Origin of the sequence: Aurantibacter crassamenti (genome assembly GCF_016811105.1) — a bacterium.
Taxonomy (GTDB): Bacteria; Bacteroidota; Bacteroidia; order Flavobacteriales; family Flavobacteriaceae; genus Aurantibacter_A; species Aurantibacter_A crassamenti.
On the sequence record NZ_JAFBGM010000002.1, the window covers coordinates 428,370 to 448,384 of the forward strand.

Below are 20,015 nucleotides of genomic sequence, written 5' to 3' on the forward strand. Positions count from 1 at the left end.
GCAATATATACTTAAGAATTGTCTCCAAATAATAGGATTGAATATTTCATTATCATGAATTAGCAAACCATATGGTTCTTCAAATTGAGGTTCGAATTCTAAAGATACCGAAACCGTATAAAAACTATTAAATTAAAATCCAAAGATTTAATTTAATGTTCGTTTTGTAGGCTATTTGAAAAAATACATATTGAATAATCTCAAAAAACAGAAAATTATAGCAAAACTAGTCGTGGCAGACATGAAATTATTATCAGGATTGGTATCTTAATCGAAATTATTAAAAAGTATGATTCGTAAAATTCTTTTTTTCTTCTTTCTCTGTACAATGACGGCACAGTTTAGTATTGGTCAATCTAAATCAACCAAAAAAAATAGTAGTAAAAAACCAAATGTGCTCTTTATAATTGCTGATGATTTAACCGCTACGGCAATTTCATCCTACGAAAATCAAGCTATTCATACGCCCAACATTGATGCACTGGCTGCTCAGGGCACACGATATACCAGAACCTATTCACAATATCCGGTTTGCGGTCCGTCACGGGCTTCACTCTTGTTTGGTTATTATCCGAATGCTACGCAAACCTATGGTTATGTAAGTGGAAGAGAAAATGTTGGTCCCACTCGAAAATCAATGCCAGAATTTTTCAAAGACAATGGATACTATACTGCACGAGTAAGTAAGATATATCACATGGGTGTACCCATTGATATTGAAAAAGGTTCAAACGGTACTGATGATGAAGCGTCATGGACAGAACGATTCAATAGCCAAGGGGCCGAATGGCAAGCAGCTGGCGAAGCGGAATTGGTTCAAAATAACCCCTACGGAAATTTGCCACGTAAAGGCGGAAATGTAATGACCGTTGTAAAAGCAGATGGTGATGATTTAGCACATTCTGATGGTAAGACAGCGCAAAAAGCATCAGAGCTAATTCGTGAGCACAAAAATGAACCTTTCTTTTTAGCTGTTGGTTTGGTGCGGCCACATGTACCTTTTGTGGCTCCGAAAAAGTATTTTGAACCATACCCACACCACCAAATGGTTTTGCCACCAAAAGTTGAAAATGACTGGGATGATATTCCCGCACGCGGTATCAATTATGTAACTAGTGTAAACGGTGAAATGTCAGAAGAACAAGAAAAAAAGGCCGTGGCTGCATATTATGCATCCGTTTCTTATATGGATGCTCAAGTGGGTAAAATTTTAAAAACTCTAAAGGATGAAGGTCTTGATGAAAATACCATTGTAGTTTTCACTTCAGATCATGGTTTTCATTTAGGCGAACACCGTTTTTGGATGAAAGTTAGTTTGCATGAAGAATCAGTTCGAGTACCCATGATAATTAAAGTGCCTGGTAAATCTCCTGCAGTGTGCCATTCATTTACAGAATTGTTAGACCTCTACCCTACGCTGACCGAACTTGCTGGATTAAAAACCAACAAACAGCTACAAGGTAAAAGTCTAAAAACTACTTTAGATAATCCTATAAATGCTGTGCGAGATATGGCCTTCAGTGTAAGCCAAGGTGGTAAGTCATTTTTAGTACGAACAGACAAATGGGCCTACATTCAATATGATGAGGATGCCGATGCAGGTATGGAGTTATTTGACATGGATTTAGACCCCAAACAGTATAATAATTTAGCACATAATCCGAAATATGAAATCGTATTAAAAGAAATGCAGCAAAATTTAAAAGCGAAATTAGCGGCTGTTAGAGAAAATGATTTAGGAATCGATTATAATATAAAGTAAATTTTAATCGGTCTTTGAACCCTAAATTCCTATATAAATAAAAAGAGGCATCGAATGGATTCGAACCATTATAAAGACTCTTGCGGAGTCTTGCCTAGCCATTCAGCCACAATGCCATTAGTATTGAATACAAATATATTAATTGTGAGAGAGCAACGATGAAAATTTTGATATTTAAAAGGTATCATTTCAATTAAGTAAAAATAGATTTAATCTGAGTTGTTATTATTCACCCCTAAAAAATTTTGAAACCACTTACCTGAAGATTTAATAGTTCTTTTTTGTGTTTCAAAATCAACATAGACCAAACCAAATCTAGGGTAAAAGCCTTCAGCCCATTCAAAATTATCAGTGAAGGTCCAGACAAAATAACCTGAAACTTCGAGTCCATCCTTTTTGGCCCGTTGCACTTCTTTAAGATAATTCTGCAAATATGAAAGTCGTTTTGGATCATTTACTTTTTCGTTCGAAACAATATCTTTAAATGCAGCACCATTCTCTGTTATTACTAATTTTTTAATGCCCTTATAATTATTATACTTTTTAATCATGGCATTGATACTTGGTGGATATACTTCCCATTCCATTAATGTAGTTGCAACTTTTCTTTTTGTTGCCTTTACAATTTTCGCCTGTAAATAGGGTACAGTATAACTATGTTTGACTACTTCACGCGTATAATTTTGTATCCCAATAAAATCAAAATCGAATTCTATGTTTTTTAAATCATCTGTGTGAATATACTTCTCTATTCGCTTTAATACTTTAATATTTTCAATTGGGTACCCTAAACCTAACACAGGTTCTATAAAAAGTCTATTTAGCAAAGCATCTGCTTTTTTGGCTGCAATTATATCCTTTCTTTTTTGTGAAAACGGAGTTATTTGAGAACAAGAAAATGTTGTTCCAATTACGGCATTAGCCACTGACTCGCGTAGAATATTACCACCTATCGCTTGACACATTGTAGCGTGATGAATTGCTGGTAAGAAATTTTTAAGACCTTTTCTACCCGGCGCATGAACTCCTAAAAAATAACCCGCCCCAGTAAAAACCATAGGCTCATTAAGCACCATCCAATGTTTTACTCGATCGCCAAAACTAGAGGCGCAAAGTGTTACAAATTCTTTAAACCATTCTAATATTTCTCTATTCGTCCATCCCCCTTTATCTTCTAAATTTTGCGGTAAATCCCAGTGATACAAGGTTACCCACGGGGTAATTCCACAAGAAATACAAAAATCAATTACCTTGTTATAAAATGCAATTCCTTTTTTGTTAGATTGACCAATACCGTCTGGTAATATCCGTGTCCAAGAAATTGAAAATCTAAAGTTTGAAATATTCATCTCTTTCATCAGAAGAATATCCTTTTCAAAATCTTTATAAAAATCGCAGGCTATTTGACCATGTTGACCGTTATAAATCGCCCCTTTTTTAGAAGCGAATCGATCCCAAATAGATTCGCCTTTTCCATCTATATTATGAGCACCTTCAATTTGATATGCAGCAGTTGAAACTCCCCAAACAAAATTTTCACCGAAATCTTGCTTGTTTAGATTGAAATTTTCTGACATGGTTCTAAATGATAATGCCCACCAAAGATTCTTCTAAAACCCGATTAATTATTTGTTCGGTTTCATCAGGGTAATCAACCTCAATTCTGGTATCACTATCAACCCAACTTTGTAATTTATCTAAGTGTTTTAACTTTAAACTTTTAATCACGGGCACACCCATTTCTTTTAAAGCCGCAGCATTACACTGTTGTTCATATTGACCTTTCATAGGAATAACCATGAGTTTTTTTCGCATGTGTAGAGCCTCTGCAGGGCTTTCAAATCCGGCACCACATAATACTCCCGTACTGTTTGCCATGCTATGAATAAAGGCTTCATTGTCAATTGGGTGAACTGAGATATTATGCCATATATATTTAGAAGCTGTATGTTTTGAAAAGACCTGCCAGTTTACATTTTCAATATTTAAAAGCATATTTAGAATTTTAGCATCACTGTATGATGGCAAATAAACAGTGTAATGGTTACCAGTATTTAATGTAATATTTCGAATCTCTTGGCGGATTATTGGAGTATACATTTTGTCGTCATATTTTTTAAAATGTAAACCATATTGCACACTAGTAGGAGCATAATTTTTTAGAATGGTTCTACCAATTAGATCACTTTTTTTTGGTTTGGGTGCGTTACGTGCTAGAACAGCTGCTTGATGACTTAAGCTAATACATTTAATGTTTTTCAGCTTACATGCCCATGCAGAAACTGGCTCAAAATCATTAATAACTAAATCATAATTTTCTACTGGTACTTCTTTAATTTCTTTTTGCAAGCGCACGGAATTTGTTTTCAAATAGGTACGCCACATATCAACACCTCCTTTTTTTCCGAAGATAAAACTCCAGCCTTTTAAGTTGTACTTTATTGGATGTGGTAACCCTACATCTGCTTGTGTGCCACTCACCAAAAGATCTAGTTCTATTTGCTTGGATTGTAAAATAGGAATTATATCACGAGCTCTACTTAAATGCCCATTACCTGTACCTTGAATTGCATAAAGAACTTTCATAAATATGGTTTATTATTTGGGTGCTTTTGAAACTGACATTTTATTGAATTCATCCATCAAACTTTGAAATAGTTGATTCTGTTCTAAAACTTCAACAGGATCATTTATTTCAATATCAAAAGCTTTTGTAGCAATATCATCTTCATATTGATAAAGTGTCCATTTCTTATTATGGTATTCTAGGGCAGTTAAATTCTCAACCCAATCACCAGAATTTAAATATGTAACACTACCTCTTGTTGTCTTTATTTGTTTGATTTCCGGTTGATGAATATGGCCACAAATAACAAAGTCAAACGCATTATCTATTGCAATGTCCGCTGCAACTTGCTCAAAATCATTAATAAACTTTATTGCCGATTTTACACCATTTTTAATTTTTTTGGACATTGAAACTGGGCCTTTACCTAGCTTTTTATACCCGTAATTAATTGCTCTATTTAAAAGTATAAGTGAATCATAACCAATGGCTCCGAGCTTAGCAATCCATTTAGAATGTTGCATGGTTACATCAAAAACATCACCATGAAAAAACCATGCTTTTTGACCATGAATATTTAGCAATAACTTATTAGAAATACTAAACGAGCCCATTTTAAAATCAGCAAATTTTCTCAGCATTTCATCGTGATTACCTGTAATATAATGTACACGAACTCCTTTTGAAATCCATTCCATTAAAAGCTTAATAACTTTCATATGTGATTTTGGCCAATATCTTTTACTAAACTGCCAAATATCAATTATGTCGCCATTTAATATTACTTGTTTTGGCTTAATCGATTTCATATATTTTAGTAGTTCTTTTGCATGGCAACCATAGGTGCCTAAATGCACATCTGAAATAACAACAATATCAACCGCTCTTTTCTTCATACAAATTCAGAATGTTTGAACTTTCTAATTTTTCTATATTTAAATGGAGAGAAATAACTTGCTAATTGTGATATGAAAGCGTTTTCAATAAATTCTGAAATAGATACTATGACTTTTTTCATTTTTCTAGAAATCAGTTTTATCAAAGTTTGTAATTAAAAACGGATACAGTTGTAAAGGAAAATTTAACCTTAGGTTATAAAATAGTTTCGTAAACCTATTTGATAAAATATGCTGTTCGTCTTAAATAGAAATTTCCGCATAATCTCATTCTTTGTATTAAATTAAAAACGAGGTCAACCTTAAATAAGTTCAACTACTACTAGTCTTATTCAATTAATTTGCTGAAATTTATAGCCCTTCAAATACATTATAAAAATTAGATGTACCACTTGGTAGCTTAAAAAAACTAAATGAATTCAAGAAAATTTCCCTTCATCAACACATTACTTGTAATAGTTTTTATCTTTTTAACGGGTTGTAAAGACAGTCCGAAAGAAAACAAAGAGACCGCAAAAGACCAAAAAGACAAATATGCATATGGTGAAATGGAATGGCAACAGGGAATGGAAATTTTCAATGAAAAATGTGCTAGCTGTCACAATTTTGAGATGAATGAAATTGGGCCAAACTTAAGCGGTATTACGTCAGAAGTAGACAAAGATTGGTTGAAAGCTTTTATTCATAATCCGCAAAAAGTTATTGAAAGTGGAGATGAGCGTGCAGTGGCGAAGTTTGAAACATTTAAATTATATATGCCTCCGTTCCCTGAAATACAAGGTGATGAATTAGAAAACTTATTGGGCTTTATACATCGATTTTCAGAGGCAGAAAAAAAGAATAAAAACGCGCGCCCTGGTGGATTAATTAATCCTATCCCTGAAAAGCTTGCTTCGTCAAATTTAAATTTAGTACTGGAAGAATGGTTAACAATTCCTGCTAGTGCAGATAAAGCTCCTTTAGCTAGAATTAATACTTTTTTACCATTAAAAACTGATACAGGCGAGCGCTTATTTATTTCAGATCTGCGAGGTGAGCTTTATGAAATAGTAGATGATACCGTACAAGTTTATTTAGACCTTTCAAAAGAACCTGATTTCTTTCACAGTCCGGGTTGGGGTAACGGGCTGGGTAGTTTTGCATTTCATCCAGAATTTGAGAAAAACGGATTATTATATACCACCCATACTGTGCCAGGGGAAACAGCCACCGCTGATTTTGCAATACCTGAAGGCATTGAAGCTAAACTACAATGGGTAATTACAGAATGGAAAACAGAAAACCCTAGTGCAAAAAAATATAACGGAACTAAACGTGAAGTTGTACGTATGGATATGTACAATAGAGCCCATGGTTTGCAAGAAATAGTATTTAATCCTTTCGCGAAAAAAGGTGAGCCTGATTACGGATTATTATATTTAGGCATTGGCGATGGCACCGCAGCCTTGGCAGGCCATCCAGAACTAACAGATAGCTTTTCTCATATTTGGAGTAGCATACTAAGAATTGACCCATTAGGTACCAATGGTAGAAATGGTAATTATGGTATTCCAGAAGACAACCCTTTTGTAGGTGATTCAGAAAAATTAGATGAAATATGGGCTAGAGGTTTTAGAAATCCACATCGTTTTGCGTGGAATGAGAAGAACCCAAGTCAAATGTTGGTTTCAAATATTGGGCAACACAGTGTAGAAGAAGTTAATTTGATAAAAAAAGGTGCTGACTATGGATGGCCAAATAGAGAAGGTTCTTTTCTTTATGATGTAGATGCCAATACCGAATTGGTTTACCCCTTACCAGAAGATGACTCGAAATATACAAATCCTGTGATACAATATGATCATGACGAAGGAAACGCCGTATGTGGAGGATATTTTTATAATGGTGATAACATACCACTTTTAAAAGGCAAATATATTTTCGGCGATATTCCGCAGGGTACATTTTTCTATTCTGAAGCTTCAGATATAGTTGATGGGCAGCAATCAAAGGTTCTTAGAATGGGCGTTGAGTTAAATGGAAAAACTACCACATTAAAAGAAATCACTAAAAACACACGCGTCGAGGTGCGTATGGGACAAGATAGCCAAGGTGAGTTATACATTTTCACAAAAAGCGATGGAAAAGTCTACAAGGTAATCGGCTGTAATGAAAGCAATTAGCAGCTGATTTTTGCAATAAAAATTGAACGAATAAGTTATATACTATGATAAAAATCATAGTAATTTTTATTTTAAGTATTTAAATTCGTTTAACCTTTTATAGCATAATTATGAAAAAAATAATCGTACCTCTTGATTTTTCTATACAATCAGAAAATGCACTTAAAGTTGCTGCAGATTTAGCTAAAAATCATAATGCTGAAATTTTGGCTTTACACATGTTAGAGCTGAATCATAATATGATTTCATCTTCTCAAAATGCGCATCCTGAGCAAACTGTTTTTTTAATAAAACTTGCAGAAAAGCGATTTTCAGAATTCTTGAGTAAGGAGTATTTAAAGGGTATTTCGATTACCCCAATTATTAAGCATTATAAGGTATTTAGTGAAATTAATGAGGTAGCTAAAGAAACAGACGCTGATTTAATAGTTATGGGTTCAAACGGCTCTGAAGGTATAGAAGAAGTTTTTGTTGGCTCAAATACAGAACGTGTTGTTAGAAATGCCGACATACCCGTTCTAGTTATAAAAAACACTTTCGACAATTTTAAAGTAGATCGCTTGGTATTTGCTAGTAATTTTAACGTTGAAAAACTTCCAGCTTTTAAGAAAGCACAAAAATTTGCAAGCTTATTATCAGCTGAAATGAAATTGGTTTATGTGAATACACCTGGTGATAATTTTAATAGCACTGAAGAAATATACAAGCGCATCAACACTTTTTTAGCGACAGCAAACTCATCACATGAAGTGAAGATTTATAATGACTACACAGTTGAAAAAGGAATTTTAAACTATAGTAGTTCAATTGCTGCGGATATCATTGCAATTCCGACTCACGGAAGAACTGGTTTATCGCATTTCTTTATGGGTAGTATTGGTGAAGATGTAGCTAATCACTCACCAATACCAGTAGTTACTTTTAAAATATAGTCGAAGTAATCAGTTTATTAATATAACTACTTCATGATACGCGTTAGATGAAAGAATTTCTGATAACTTTCAGGAATTCTTTCAATATGCAATAATGAACCTTCTTCCATATAGGGATAAATTTCATCATACGTTTTAACCACATACATACCAATACGTTTGCTAATATGTTCACGACGAAGTTCGCTTGGCCCATTAAGACCAGCTGCTGCAACTAACTCTAAAAAACTATGAATAGTAGCTTCATGAAAATTTTTGGCTCTTGGGGCTTTATCATCTACTACCAAGCCTCTCACGAGTGATTTATTTTGAGTAGCAACCCCAACTGGGCACGTATTGGTATTGCATTGTAAAGCCTGAATACAACCTATTGCTAGCATCATTGCTCTAGCACTATTACAACCGTCAGCGCCTAACGCAATTGCTCTCGCCATATGAAAACCAGTAATTATTTTACCCGCTACAATAACTTTAATATCATTTCTCAAGCCAAAGCCGACCAGGGTATCAATCACAAAAATAAGTCCCTCTCTAAGTGGCATACCCATCGTATTTGAAAATTCAATTGGCGCCGCACCAGTGCCTCCTTCTCCCCCATCAACTGTTATAAAATCAGGGGTAATACCTGTAAAAATCATGGCTTCACAGAAATCCATAAACTCTTGTTTTCGTCCTAAACAAAGTTTAAAACCTATGGGCTTACCTTCAGAAAGATCTCGTAATTTTTTAATAAAATACATGAACTGAATAGGATCTGCAAAGGCAGAATGTGACGGTGGTGAATGCACTGCAATACCAGGCTTAATATGTCTTATTTTAGCTATTTCTTCAGTATTCTTAATGGCTGGCAATATACCACCATGACCTGGTTTGGCGCCTTGTGAAAGTTTTATTTCTATCATTTTCACTTCCGGTCGTAGTGCATTTTGCTGAAATGATGCTTCATTAAAAGTACCGTCTTCATTTCTACAACCAAAATAACCGGTACCAATCTGCCAGATTAAATCGCCACCGTATTTTAAATGGTGATCACTAATACCACCTTCGCCGGTATTATGCGCAAAATTCCCCATTTTAGCACCTTTATTAAGTGACATAATTGCATTATTACTCAATGAACCAAAACTCATTGCTGAGATATTTAAGAGGCTTGAAGAATACGGTTGTTTACAATCTTTACCCCCAATTATCAAACGTGGAAAATCACCTATCTCCTTCGGATTTTGTTTTGCATACATAGAGTGTTCCATCCACTCGTAACCAGAATGGTACAAATCTTTTTGTGTGCCAAAAGGTTCAGTATCATTAGCCCCTTTTGCTCTTCTATAAATCAATGAACGAAGGATGCGATTCAAAGGTCTACCTTCAGTATCTGTTTCTACGAAATACTGCATAATTTCAGGTCGAATCGATTCTAACAAATATCGAAATCGTCCTAGTACAGGGAAGTTTCTACGAATAGTATGACTCTTTTGAAAAATATCAAAAAGACCCATTATTACTAATGGTAAGACTATAATAAACAACCATAAAATAGGTTGCCAGAAGAATGATAAAACAATAATTGTTAGTACTGTTATTGTAGCAATTATTATAAACTTCTCACGAACTTTCATACAAAATGAATTTGATATCGAAATTAATGAAAATTAAAAAGATTTGAGTTATTATTCTGTTGATGATAAAGTGTATCACCAATCATGCTTATATCGTATTTGATAACTTACGAAGTACAAAATTATATAATTCATGCATTTGTGGTTTTCCTTTATGTTTACCAGCTCTACCAAATAAATAAAGTGCGAACCAAATAACAACCATTAATCCCATAAAAAACAATTGAAGTGTATATGATTTTTGTAGTGCTGCATTTGAGTAAGCCCAAACGCTCATGATAATAAATAAAATAGCAATGCCAAAATGAAGAAACATAAAGAATGTCCACAGTGCTGGATTTGGACCGAAAACACCATAAATTTTACAGTTTTTATCATTCAAGGTATCAATTTCTAAATGCAATTGCGGAGACCAAAAATTATTCTGTTTTGGTGTGAATTTAATAAAGACATGTTCATCTAATCTTTTAATGATAAACGACGAACTTTCATCTTTTTCAAAAGAATTTAAAACAGATTCTTTTGTTTCTGGAACTTCAATTTGAAATCTTGGTCTAAGTACAATATCATTGGAAAGTGGTTTCATTCTTCTGATAAGGTTATTTCACTAGGACATGCCATACTTTCAGAAACAATTTCAACAACAGGTTTGGGTGATACATACGGAATACCTAAACCTAGACCGCGAATAATAAATAATGCTCCAATAAGCACTACGAAAACCGGAATAAGTTTTTGCACCTTTAATCTTGATGCTCCTTTTAAAAAACTACTAAAATAAATCGCAGTTGTCATTAACGGAATAGTACCTAAACCAAATAACATCATATATAAACTACCTTCAACTGCATTACCCATTGCTACAGATCCAAATAGTGCCATATAGACCAGTCCACACGGAAGAAATCCATTTAGGAAACCAATGGTTAAAAAAGTGTCTGGAGATTTCTTTTTTAGTTCGTGCCCGAGACGATTCTTAACTTTTGAAATTGCCATATAAAATGGTCTTGATAAACTAAATTTATTTAGAGTTTTGGTAGGAATAAAAACAATTGCAATCATTAAAACACCAATCGCAATTGACAACTTTTGTTGCATTCCAAAAACATATAGTCCTTTACCTAATAAGCCAAATAACAATCCGATTATACCGTAAGCAAGTAGTCGGCCAAAATGATATAAGAATATTTGTAGAAATTTTTTAAACTCGTTCTCTCTATTTACGGGCAACATAAAAGCAATGGGGCCACACATACCTACACAATGTAGACTACCGACTAAACCCATTAAAATTGCCGATAATAACATTTTAGTACGTTATATTTTTTTTATGTAAAAACGACTTACCCTCATACTCCCAAAACACTTTAATGTTCCATCGACCATCCAACAAACGTTCGTCAGGTATGAGCAAATTTGAATCAGATAGACTTATAGGTAAGTCAAAATCTAATTGTTTATTGGATGGTCTGTATAGAAACACATTTCCTGATATCTTAGTTGCAGTTTGATTTTGAGGGAAGCTAATTTTCAGCCCCTCTTTTGAAACGACAATTTTCATTGAATCACTCAAATTTTTTGCATTTTGTTCCGCATCAATATCTTTTTGATATCCCAATTCATCTTTATAGTAATCTTCAGTCACTAAATCATGTTCAGCTTTTACTTCAGTACTCATTCTAAAAACAAAGAACAGAATAAATGAAATAAATGCTACAAATGCTATTACAATACTAGTACCCCAATTTATTTTCATCTTATTTATCTATAGCTTCTAGGCCCCAAAAACCTAGCCGTTGTGGTTTCAATTTTTTCATCACCGCTAAAAACGCCAATTTTTAAATTCGTTTTATCACCATCTAAGGCGGCGCTATTTATTTCAATAAAAAGTGTGCCTTCTGACATTTCTTGAGCTGGCACTATAAAATTTTCATGCCTTACAAGTTCAATTCTACCTTTGTGCGAAAGCAACTTAAAACTTACATCATCAACATCTTTAGTTGTTTTGTTTACCAATTTAAAAGTATATACATTACTAATAATATTGCCTTCTTTATGCTCATACAATTGCCCAGGCAATCGTAAAATATTTGCTTCAAGATCATTACGCAAAAACAACATCCCTATTAAGATTCCTGTTAATATAACCAACACAGCAGTGTAGCCTTTTAAACGTGGTGTAAATTTGAATTTTTCTTTTTTAACAATTTCATCTTCGCTAGCATAACGTATTAATCCTTTAGGAAGATTAACTTTTTCCATTATGGTATCGCACTCATCAATACATGCAGTACAGTTTACACATTCTAATTGCGTACCATTTCTGATATCTATATTAGTTGGACAAACATTTACACATTGAAAACAATCAATACAATCGCCATGACCTAATGCATCTCTATCTTCATTTTTTCTAAATTTCTTTCTACCATTCTCACCTTCTCCACGTTTATGGTCATAAGCAACAATAATAGATTTATCGTCAAGTAAAACCCCTTGCATTCTACCATACGGACAAGCAATAATACAAACCTGTTCACGAAACCAAGCGAATATAAAATAGAAAACTAAGGTGAAAATCAATAGTGAAATTAATGTGCTAACATGTTGTAATGGTCCATCAATAATGTATTCCAATAACCGATCACTACCAATCAAATAAGCTAAAAAAACATTAGCAATTAAAAATGAGATAATGAAAAAGATTGCCCATTTCAAAACCCTTTTTCTTATCTTTTCAGCATTCCATGGTTGACGATTTAATTTCATTTGAGCTCCACGATCTCCATCAATCCAGAATTCTATTCTACGAAAAACCATTTCGAGAAATATAGTTTGCGGACACATCCATCCACAAAAAATACGACCAAAAGCAACTGTAAAAAGCGCAATAAATACTACGCCAATAATCATTGAAATAACAAACAGATGAAAATCTTGTGGCCAAAAAGGAAAACCAAAAATATTAAATCGACGTTCTAATACATTGAACATCAAAAATTGATTACCATTAATTTTAATAAATGGTGCTACTACCAAAAACGTTAGTAAAATATAGCTAACTAGTTTACGGTATTGATAAAATTTACCACTTGGTTTTTTTGGAAATACCCATGCACGTTTACCGTCTTCACTGATGGTTCCAATTGAATCTCTAAAATTTTCTTGATCTTGTGCCATTAATATTTAATTACACTATTCAAATAACTCTTATCAAATTACAACCATTTAATTCACCTCATTAAAATATGAAGCACAGTTAGGTTTTATTATTCTGCAGTTTCCTCCCAAATATCACCCTCTGGTGCCTTTGGGTTGGCAGGCGTTGTACCATAGATTTTGGTAAGAATATAACTAGATACTTGAGCCCTTTCTATAGGCTTCAAAATTTGTTTCCATGCAACCATACCTTTTCCGTCACGACCACCTTCAGAAACGGTATTAAAAACGTTTTTAATACCACCGCCTAAAATCCAATTTTCATCTGTAAGATTTGGGCCAATACCACCACCACCATCGGGCATATGACAGGCTACACAATTCGCAGTATAAATTGTTTCACCTGCCGAAATATCACTGGCATCAGTTAACAATTCAACCGTATTTGCATCAACTAAATCTTTTGCAGTAAGCTTATAGGCTTCAACTTCAGCTCGAGCTTCGGCAACTTCTCGTTCAAATTCTTCAGTTTGTGTATAATCGTTTACTATATGAAAGCGAACTAAATAAACTACGGCAAAAATAATGGTCGCATAAAACATATATACCCACCATGGTGGAAGTGTATTATCTAATTCTCGAATACCATCGTAATTATGATCGAGAATAATATCACCCTCTTTTTCAATTGGTTTTGAGCCAAGAAGTTTATTATAAGTTTTCTTTCCCCAGGTCCATTCCCAATTCGTTGATTTCGCTTCAAGGTATCTTTTCTGGGCAGCTTCATCTAAAGTTCTAAACATTACGGACTCTATGGCCTGAATGATAATTTCAATTGCAACCAATATGAGCAATACTAAAAGAAAAAACCAGAGTAATATTGGGTATTCAATAAATGCTGGTTTATCTCCAGAATCAATAAAATATTCTGTTATTCCTATGATAATAAAGAAAATAACGGGGACACGAATCCACCAAACTGAACTATTTTTCATGTGTACTTATTTACGGTCGGTTAATAGTTTTATAATTTATTAATCTTCTAAAGGCAATTCACTAACCTCTTTGATATGTGCTTTTGATGCAGTAATTACCCACCAAAAAAGAATAGCAAAAAAGATGAAAAAAATTAATAACGAAATCATTGGGTAGGTAGCTACACCATCTATACTTTCTAAATGTCCTTTTACAAATTTTAACATAACTTAATTATTTAGCCGCTGTTTCAGATCCATCTTTAATTTTAATATCCGTACCTAATCGCTGTAAATATGCTATTAAGGCCACTATCTCACGATCTCTCATCTGAATAAACTCTTCATTATTCTCCTGAGCATACATCTTATCTGCTTCGTAGCTTTTTGCAAAATCAGGATCGGTATATAGATTTTTTTCAATCTTTGTTGCTTGTTCAACCATAGAGTTATTAGCATTGGCCACATCTTCATCAGAATAGGGTACTCCTAAAGTTTGCATTGTTCTCATTTTAGTTTGAATATTGCTACGATCATGCTCGTTTCTTATCAACCATTGATATGCAGGCATTATTGATCCAGACGAAGTGCTTTGCGGATCATACATGTGGTTAAAGTGCCAGTTATCAGAATATTTTCCTCCTACTCTCAATAAATCTGGTCCTGTTCTTTTACTACCCCAAAGAAATGGATGATCATATACGAATTCACCCGCTTTGGCATATTCACCATAACGTTCCACTTCACTTCTAAAAGGGCGAACCATTTGAGAGTGACAACCAACACACCCTTCTCTTATGTAAAGGTCTCTTCCTTCTAACTCCAATGGTGTATATGGTTTAACACTTGTAATTGTCGGAATATTAGATTTTACCATTATAGTTGGAACTATTTGTACAATACCTCCAATTAAAATAGCAACTGTAGCCAAAATTGTTAACTGCACTGGCTTGCGTTCTAACCATGTATGAAAAGTTTCACCAGATGTTCTACTTTTTGAGACTTTAGATAAAGCTGGCGCTTCTGCCAATTCGTCTTCTACTGCTTGGCCAGAACGTATTGTTTGAACCACATTATATAACATTACAAATGCTCCTAAAATATACATGCTACCACCAATGGCACGCATCCAATACATGGGTATAATTTCGTTAACAGTTTCTAAAAAGTTACCATAAACCAAAGTGCCGTCTGGGTTAAAATCTTTCCACATTAAAGCTTGAGTAAATCCAGCTACATACATTGGTAATGTATATAATATAATGCCCAAAGTTCCTATCCAAAAATGTGTATTTGCTAAACCAATAGAGTATAATTTAGTTTTTGTCATTCTTGGTATTAACCAATAAATCATTCCAAAGGTTAAAAATCCATTCCAAGCAAGAGCTCCCACATGAACATGAGCAATAATCCAATCACTAAAATGCGCAATAGCATTAACATTTTTAAGTGAAAGTAATGGCCCCTCAAAAGTTGCCATACCATAACCCGTAATTGCAACAACCATAAACTTTAATGTAGGATCTGTACGTACTTTATCCCATGCACCGCGCAATGTTAATAATCCATTTATCATACCTCCCCAAGAAGGTGCGATTAACATAACAGAAAATGCAACACCTAAATTTTGAGCCCAATCAGGAAGTGACGAATATAATAAGTGGTGTGGTCCGGCCCAGATATAAATAAAAATTAAAGACCAGAAATGTACAATTGAAAGGCGATAAGAATAAACAGGTCTGTTAGCTGCTTTAGGAACAAAATAATACATCAATCCTAGAAAAGGTGTTGTTAAAAAAAATGCCACGGCATTATGTCCGTACCACCATTGCACCAATGCATCTTGTACCCCAGCATAAACCGAATAGCTTTTTAATGCTGAAACCGGTAGCGCAAGACTATTGAAAATATGTAATACAGCAATTGTCACAAATGTTGCGAGATAAAACCAAATTGCCACATACATATGTCGTTGTCTTCGCTTAATAATTGTGCCTATAAGGTTCCAACCAAAGACAACCCAAATAACAGCTATAGCAATATCAATGGGCCATTCGAGTTCTGCATATTCTTTTGATGAAGTATACCCTAGTGGTAGTGTAATAGCAGCTGCAACAATAATAAGTTGCCAGCCCCAGAAGTTAATTTGACTTAAAATATCGTTGAACATTCTAGCCTTTAATAATCGTTGCGTAGAATAATAGACTCCTGCGAAAATTGCATTACCAACAAATGCAAAAATAACCGCATTTGTATGTAACGGTCTAAGTCTTCCAAAGCTCAACCATGAGATTCCATCAGTAACATTGGGGAATAGAAACATAAAAGCAAGTAAAAGCCCTACTGACATACCTACAATACCCCAAAAAATAGTGGCATAGAGGAAATTTTTTACGATTTTGTTATCATAATAAAACTGCTGTACTTCCATAATCAATCTTAGTGTTTAGTTGGATTTTTTAATTTTGGTCTTAATTTTTTGGGAAGGTATTTTTACGACTTCATCTTCAAAAAGCATTCGAACTGAAGGTGTATAAGAATCGTCGTATTGCCCTTTACGAACCGCATAAATAAAGGCGGCAAAAAAAACCAGAGCAACCACAATACTTATGGCTAAAAGAATATAAATAGCACTCATACCTACCTGAATTAAAGTGTAAAAATACATGGTGCCCTGTTTAACAAATATGACATATGTCATGTTTACTCTTTTTTTTAAGGGAAAATATTACTCCAATTGTTTTCCTAATAAATTTGTCATAATCGTCGTAAATGCAACTACGCTAATTGAGCTTAACGGCATTAAAATAGCAGCGATTATGGGTTGAAGTTGACCGGTCACCGCAAAATAAAGACCAACAACATTATACATTAAGGATAATATAAAACTCAGTCTAACTATTGTCATCGCTTTTTTTGCAGCCTGTATAAATTTTGGTAATTGCTGAAATTTTGAAGCATCAAGAATACCATCACATGCAGGTAAAAAAACATTCACATTTTCTGAAATTGTTAAACCAACTTCAGCTTGAGCTAATGCACCAGCGTCATTTAACCCGTCTCCAACCATTAGCACTTTTTTACCTTTATCTTGAAGTGCTTTTATAAACTCTAATTTATCTACAGGTTTTTGATTAAAATACAATGGAGTTAATCTGGGCAATAATCGCTCTAATCGCCTTTTTTCAGCTTCATTATCACCTGAAAGAATAGCTATTTTATAAGATTCTGACAATTCTTGAAAAATTTCAGTTACACCTTTTCTATATTCGTTATGAAACACATACTTACCTTTATAAGTATCATTACTACTGATATGAACAGCAGTATTTAAAGAATCACTAGCGCTATTTTTGCCAACATATTCTGCTGAACCTGCCTTGATAAAAGCATCACCTTTACTACCCTCAACTCCCTGGCCTATATGTTCATCATATTCATCTAAACTAACAATATCATGTTCGGCTAATAAACTATATAATGACCTACTCAATGGATGATTTGAGGCACGTAACGTATTTCGCAGAAGGGATACTTCGTCTATATTTAATGGCATACCTTCATACGTAGCCGTACTTTTCTTTGAAGTTGTAATGGTACCCGTTTTATCGAAAATTGCTGTATCTATCTGAGCTAGTTGCTCAATAGTCTGTGTATTTTTTAAGTAACATTTTTTACGTCCAAAAATGCGCAATAAATTTCCCAGAGTAAATGGTGCTGCTAAGGCAATAGCACATGGACATGCGATAATTAATACGGCTGTAAAAACGTTTAGTGCTTTACTAGGCTCAACATATAACCAATATCCTGTTGCCAAAAATGCAATAGATAATACAGTTACTGTAAACTTTTTACTTATTGTATCGGTAATTGTTTGATGCCTACTTGTTTTATCCGTTTGAAAAATAGAATTACTCCACAATTGTGTTAAATAACTTTGAGATACCGATTTTAAAGTCTCTATTTCTATTACACCTCGCAGTTGTTTACCTCCAGCATAAATTTTATCACCAGAACTTTTATGAACCAGCTCGGATTCTCCTGTCACAAAACTATAGTCAATTTGAGCTTTCCCTTTTAATAAAATGGCATCAACAGGAATAAGTTCTTCATTTCGAATCAACAATCGATCACCCTTTTTTATATTATTAACTTGAATGTTCTCTTCCTGCCCTTCTGCCGTAATTCTTGTTACGGCAATAGGAAAATATGACTTATAATCGCGTTCAAAAGATAAAAATGAATATGTTTTCTGTTGGAAAAATTTACCTAATAAAAGAAAAAAAATCAACCCAGTTAATGAATCAAAAAAACCATTTCCCCAACCAAAAATAATCTCAAATGTACTACGTAGAAAAAGCACTAATACACCGAGGGCGATGGGTACATCAATATTTAGTATTTTACTACGTAACCCTTTATAAGCCGAAATAAAATAATCATTAGCAGCATAAAAAACCACTGGTAACGAAAATACAAACATCAACCAGCGGAAAACATTTTGATACTGGTTCAACCAAAATTCACCACCAGTTGTTTCGCTAGAACTCAAATCAAAATAATCCGGAAAAGATAAAAACATCACGTTACCAAAAGCAAAACCAGCAACTCCTAGTTTATAAATTAAACTTCGGTCAATTGTTTTTTTCTTATTATCATAGTCGTCTAAAGAAATATAGGGTTCATACCCAATTTTAGTAAGCAATTCGACTAGACCTTTAAGTGAGATTTCTGAACTTTGATAAGTAACTCGCACTGTTTTTTTAGGAAAATCTACTTGCGATAACTTTACAAACGAATTCAGTTTACTTAAATTTTCAAGTACCCAAATACAAGAACTACAATGTATATGTGGTATATATAGATTAACTATTTGTGTTTCACCATCATTAAATTCGACTAATTTATCGATGATATCTACATTGTCTAAGAAATTATATTTATCTGCAATTACTTTTGGAGTTGCCCCAGCAGCCTTTTGAATTTCATAATAGTGCGAAAGATCATTACTCGAAAAAATTTCATAAACAGTTTTACAACCGTTACAACAGAATTCTTTTGCATCAAATTCTATGCTGTTACTTGCACATTCTTCACCACAATGGAAGCACTCACTTTTAATCATCTTAATTCGCGTACAAGAAGCAAATTTCAATGAAAGTTAAACCATATAATATGACATATATCAGTTTTTGCTTAATTCTAGGATATTACTTTTGATTTGGATAATAAAATCTACCAGATGGAAACGAGATGCGAGAATTGTATTATTAGGCAATTCAATTCTTTAAGAGCTATGAGCAAAGAAGAACTGAAAATAGTATCTGACACAAAAATAACGAAGACATTAAAAAAAGGGGAAGTTCTTTTTGAAGAAGGTGAAAAGTTAGATGGCGTTTTTTGTGTTCGTGATGGTGTTACAAAACTTTCAAAACTCAGTCCTAACGGTAAAAATCAAATAGTAAAATTAGCAAGTAAAGGAGAAGTAATTGGACAACGTTCTGTTATAGCTGAAGAATCTACTAATCTAAGTGCAATAGCTGTAAGCGATATGAAAGTGTGTTATATTCCAAAAAATGCCATAGTTAGCACATTAGATTCTAATCCTAATTTCGCATTAGAAGTGCTACGCCACATGGCACATGATTTAAAAGAAGCCGATAATGTAATTGTGAACATGTCACAGAAAACCGTAAAACAACGTATTGCAGAAGCATTTATGTATTTGAAAAATAATTATGGTGAGGACGATAATGGTTTTTTAGCATTAAGCTTATCACGAGAAGAATATGCTAATGTAGTGGGGACTGCCACTGAATCTTGCATTCGAATAATCTCAGAATTTAAGAAGAAAGGTCTAATTAAATCATCTGGCAAAAAAATTGGAATTATAAATGAAAAAGGTTTATTAAATTTAATAGAAGGCTTCTAAATAGTAAACAAAGTAA

Annotated in this window: 17 protein-coding genes and 1 tRNA gene; 4 read left to right on the plus strand and 14 right to left on the minus strand. The window is 33.7% G+C overall.

The genetic code is table 11. The annotated features are described in order from the left end of the window. The first annotated feature begins 289 nt into the window (after nt 1-289). A complete protein-coding gene (locus tag JQC67_RS14440) occupies nt 290-1,762 on the plus strand; it encodes a sulfatase (RefSeq protein ID WP_203253627.1) in 1,473 nt (490 codons plus the stop codon). Between the two features lie 45 nt (nt 1,763-1,807). Here JQC67_RS14440 and JQC67_RS14445 read toward each other — a convergent pair. The 4 genes from JQC67_RS14445 to JQC67_RS14460 all read right to left on the minus strand — a co-directional run bounded on the left by JQC67_RS14445 (nt 1,808) and on the right by JQC67_RS14460 (nt 5,224). Next, a tRNA-Cys gene (locus JQC67_RS14445) sits at nt 1,808-1,878 on the minus strand. Nucleotides 1,879-1,971: 93 nt separating this feature from the next. Then, a complete protein-coding gene (locus JQC67_RS14450; protein WP_203253628.1) occupies nt 1,972-3,339 on the minus strand; it encodes a GH1 family beta-glucosidase in 1,368 nt (455 codons plus the stop codon). Nucleotides 3,340-3,343: 4 nt separating this feature from the next. Then, complete coding sequence (locus JQC67_RS14455) at nt 3,344-4,348, minus strand: glycosyltransferase family protein (RefSeq protein WP_203253629.1); 1,005 nt, start codon at nt 4,346-4,348, stop codon at nt 3,344-3,346. A 12-nt stretch (nt 4,349-4,360) separates the two neighbouring features. After that, entirely contained in the window at nt 4,361-5,224 is an 864-nt protein-coding gene (locus JQC67_RS14460; protein WP_203253630.1) for a UDP-2,3-diacylglucosamine diphosphatase, read from the minus strand. A 413-nt stretch (nt 5,225-5,637) separates the two neighbouring features. Between JQC67_RS14460 and JQC67_RS14465 the strand changes: the two genes are divergently transcribed. Together JQC67_RS14465 and JQC67_RS14470 are read left to right on the plus strand one after the other, a co-directional pair. Further along, nucleotides 5,638-7,386 (plus strand): PQQ-dependent sugar dehydrogenase, encoded by a 1,749-nt coding sequence (locus JQC67_RS14465; RefSeq protein ID WP_203253631.1) that lies wholly within the window; start codon nt 5,638-5,640, stop codon nt 7,384-7,386. Between the two features lie 110 nt (nt 7,387-7,496). Continuing rightward, a complete protein-coding gene (locus JQC67_RS14470) occupies nt 7,497-8,318 on the plus strand; it encodes a universal stress protein (protein WP_203253632.1) in 822 nt (273 codons plus the stop codon). 26 nt (nt 8,319-8,344) lie between these two features. Here JQC67_RS14470 and JQC67_RS14475 read toward each other — a convergent pair whose 3' ends face one another. The 10 genes from JQC67_RS14475 to JQC67_RS14520 all read right to left on the minus strand — a co-directional run bounded on the left by JQC67_RS14475 (nt 8,345) and on the right by JQC67_RS14520 (nt 19,192). Continuing rightward, a complete protein-coding gene (locus tag JQC67_RS14475; protein WP_203253633.1) occupies nt 8,345-9,934 on the minus strand; it encodes an FMN-binding glutamate synthase family protein in 1,590 nt (529 codons plus the stop codon). An 88-nt stretch (nt 9,935-10,022) separates the two neighbouring features. Next, a complete protein-coding gene (locus JQC67_RS14480) occupies nt 10,023-10,520 on the minus strand; it encodes a GTP-binding protein (RefSeq protein WP_203253634.1) in 498 nt (165 codons plus the stop codon). Continuing rightward, entirely contained in the window at nt 10,517-11,242 is a 726-nt protein-coding gene (locus tag JQC67_RS14485) for a sulfite exporter TauE/SafE family protein (protein WP_203253635.1), read from the minus strand. Before JQC67_RS14485 ends, JQC67_RS14480 begins: the two co-directional genes overlap by 4 nt. A gap of 1 nt (nt 11,243) precedes the next feature. Further along, nucleotides 11,244-11,690: a FixH family protein gene (locus JQC67_RS14490; protein ID WP_203253636.1), complete on the minus strand. Its 447-nt coding sequence runs from the start codon at nt 11,688-11,690 to the stop codon at nt 11,244-11,246. 5 nt (nt 11,691-11,695) lie between these two features. Continuing rightward, nucleotides 11,696-13,114, minus strand: a complete 1,419-nt coding sequence (ccoG, locus tag JQC67_RS14495) for a cytochrome c oxidase accessory protein CcoG (RefSeq protein WP_203253637.1) — start codon at nt 13,112-13,114, stop codon at nt 11,696-11,698. An 89-nt stretch (nt 13,115-13,203) separates the two neighbouring features. Continuing rightward, on the minus strand, nt 13,204-14,088 hold the full coding sequence (locus JQC67_RS14500; RefSeq protein ID WP_203253638.1) for a cbb3-type cytochrome c oxidase N-terminal domain-containing protein: 885 nt from the start codon (nt 14,086-14,088) through the stop codon (nt 13,204-13,206). Nucleotides 14,089-14,127: 39 nt separating this feature from the next. After that, on the minus strand, nt 14,128-14,295 hold the full coding sequence (locus JQC67_RS14505) for a CcoQ/FixQ family Cbb3-type cytochrome c oxidase assembly chaperone (protein WP_203253639.1): 168 nt from the start codon (nt 14,293-14,295) through the stop codon (nt 14,128-14,130). Nucleotides 14,296-14,302: 7 nt separating this feature from the next. Further along, nucleotides 14,303-16,498: a cytochrome-c oxidase, cbb3-type subunit I gene (gene ccoN / locus JQC67_RS14510; protein ID WP_203253640.1), complete on the minus strand. Its 2,196-nt coding sequence runs from the start codon at nt 16,496-16,498 to the stop codon at nt 14,303-14,305. 15 nt (nt 16,499-16,513) lie between these two features. Continuing rightward, nucleotides 16,514-16,705, minus strand: coding sequence for a cbb3-type cytochrome oxidase assembly protein CcoS (gene ccoS / locus JQC67_RS14515; RefSeq protein ID WP_203254494.1), 192 nt, complete (start codon nt 16,703-16,705; stop codon nt 16,514-16,516). 90 nt (nt 16,706-16,795) lie between these two features. After that, nucleotides 16,796-19,192 (minus strand): heavy metal translocating P-type ATPase, encoded by a 2,397-nt coding sequence (locus tag JQC67_RS14520; RefSeq protein WP_203253641.1) that lies wholly within the window; start codon nt 19,190-19,192, stop codon nt 16,796-16,798. A gap of 117 nt (nt 19,193-19,309) precedes the next feature. Here JQC67_RS14520 and JQC67_RS14525 point away from each other — a divergent pair, with 117 nt between their 5' ends. Further along, a complete protein-coding gene (locus tag JQC67_RS14525; RefSeq protein ID WP_203253642.1) occupies nt 19,310-19,999 on the plus strand; it encodes a Crp/Fnr family transcriptional regulator in 690 nt (229 codons plus the stop codon). Nucleotides 20,000-20,015: the final 16 nt, after the last annotated feature.

Excerpts from the sequence above, each read along its gene's own strand:
- JQC67_RS14440 (WP_203253627.1), top strand. The coding sequence starts at position 290 with ATGATTCGTAAAATTCTTTTTTTCTTCTTTCTCTGTACAATGACGGCA.
- JQC67_RS14450 (WP_203253628.1), bottom strand. The coding sequence starts at position 3,339 with ATGTCAGAAAATTTCAATCTAAACAAGCAAGATTTCGGTGAAAATTTT.
- JQC67_RS14455 (WP_203253629.1), bottom strand. The coding sequence starts at position 4,348 with ATGAAAGTTCTTTATGCAATTCAAGGTACAGGTAATGGGCATTTAAGT.
- JQC67_RS14460 (WP_203253630.1), bottom strand. The coding sequence starts at position 5,224 with ATGAAGAAAAGAGCGGTTGATATTGTTGTTATTTCAGATGTGCATTTA.
- JQC67_RS14465 (WP_203253631.1), top strand. The coding sequence starts at position 5,638 with ATGAATTCAAGAAAATTTCCCTTCATCAACACATTACTTGTAATAGTT.
- JQC67_RS14470 (WP_203253632.1), top strand. The coding sequence starts at position 7,497 with ATGAAAAAAATAATCGTACCTCTTGATTTTTCTATACAATCAGAAAAT.
- JQC67_RS14475 (WP_203253633.1), bottom strand. The coding sequence starts at position 9,934 with ATGAAAGTTCGTGAGAAGTTTATAATAATTGCTACAATAACAGTACTA.
- JQC67_RS14480 (WP_203253634.1), bottom strand. The coding sequence starts at position 10,520 with ATGAAACCACTTTCCAATGATATTGTACTTAGACCAAGATTTCAAATT.
- JQC67_RS14485 (WP_203253635.1), bottom strand. The coding sequence starts at position 11,242 with ATGTTATTATCGGCAATTTTAATGGGTTTAGTCGGTAGTCTACATTGT.
- JQC67_RS14490 (WP_203253636.1), bottom strand. The coding sequence starts at position 11,690 with ATGAAAATAAATTGGGGTACTAGTATTGTAATAGCATTTGTAGCATTT.
- ccoG (WP_203253637.1), bottom strand. The coding sequence starts at position 13,114 with ATGGCACAAGATCAAGAAAATTTTAGAGATTCAATTGGAACCATCAGT.
- JQC67_RS14500 (WP_203253638.1), bottom strand. The coding sequence starts at position 14,088 with ATGAAAAATAGTTCAGTTTGGTGGATTCGTGTCCCCGTTATTTTCTTT.
- JQC67_RS14505 (WP_203253639.1), bottom strand. The coding sequence starts at position 14,295 with ATGTTAAAATTTGTAAAAGGACATTTAGAAAGTATAGATGGTGTAGCT.
- ccoN (WP_203253640.1), bottom strand. The coding sequence starts at position 16,498 with ATGGAAGTACAGCAGTTTTATTATGATAACAAAATCGTAAAAAATTTC.
- ccoS (WP_203254494.1), bottom strand. The coding sequence starts at position 16,705 with ATGAGTGCTATTTATATTCTTTTAGCCATAAGTATTGTGGTTGCTCTG.
- JQC67_RS14520 (WP_203253641.1), bottom strand. The coding sequence starts at position 19,192 with ATGATTAAAAGTGAGTGCTTCCATTGTGGTGAAGAATGTGCAAGTAAC.
- JQC67_RS14525 (WP_203253642.1), top strand. The coding sequence starts at position 19,310 with ATGGAAACGAGATGCGAGAATTGTATTATTAGGCAATTCAATTCTTTA.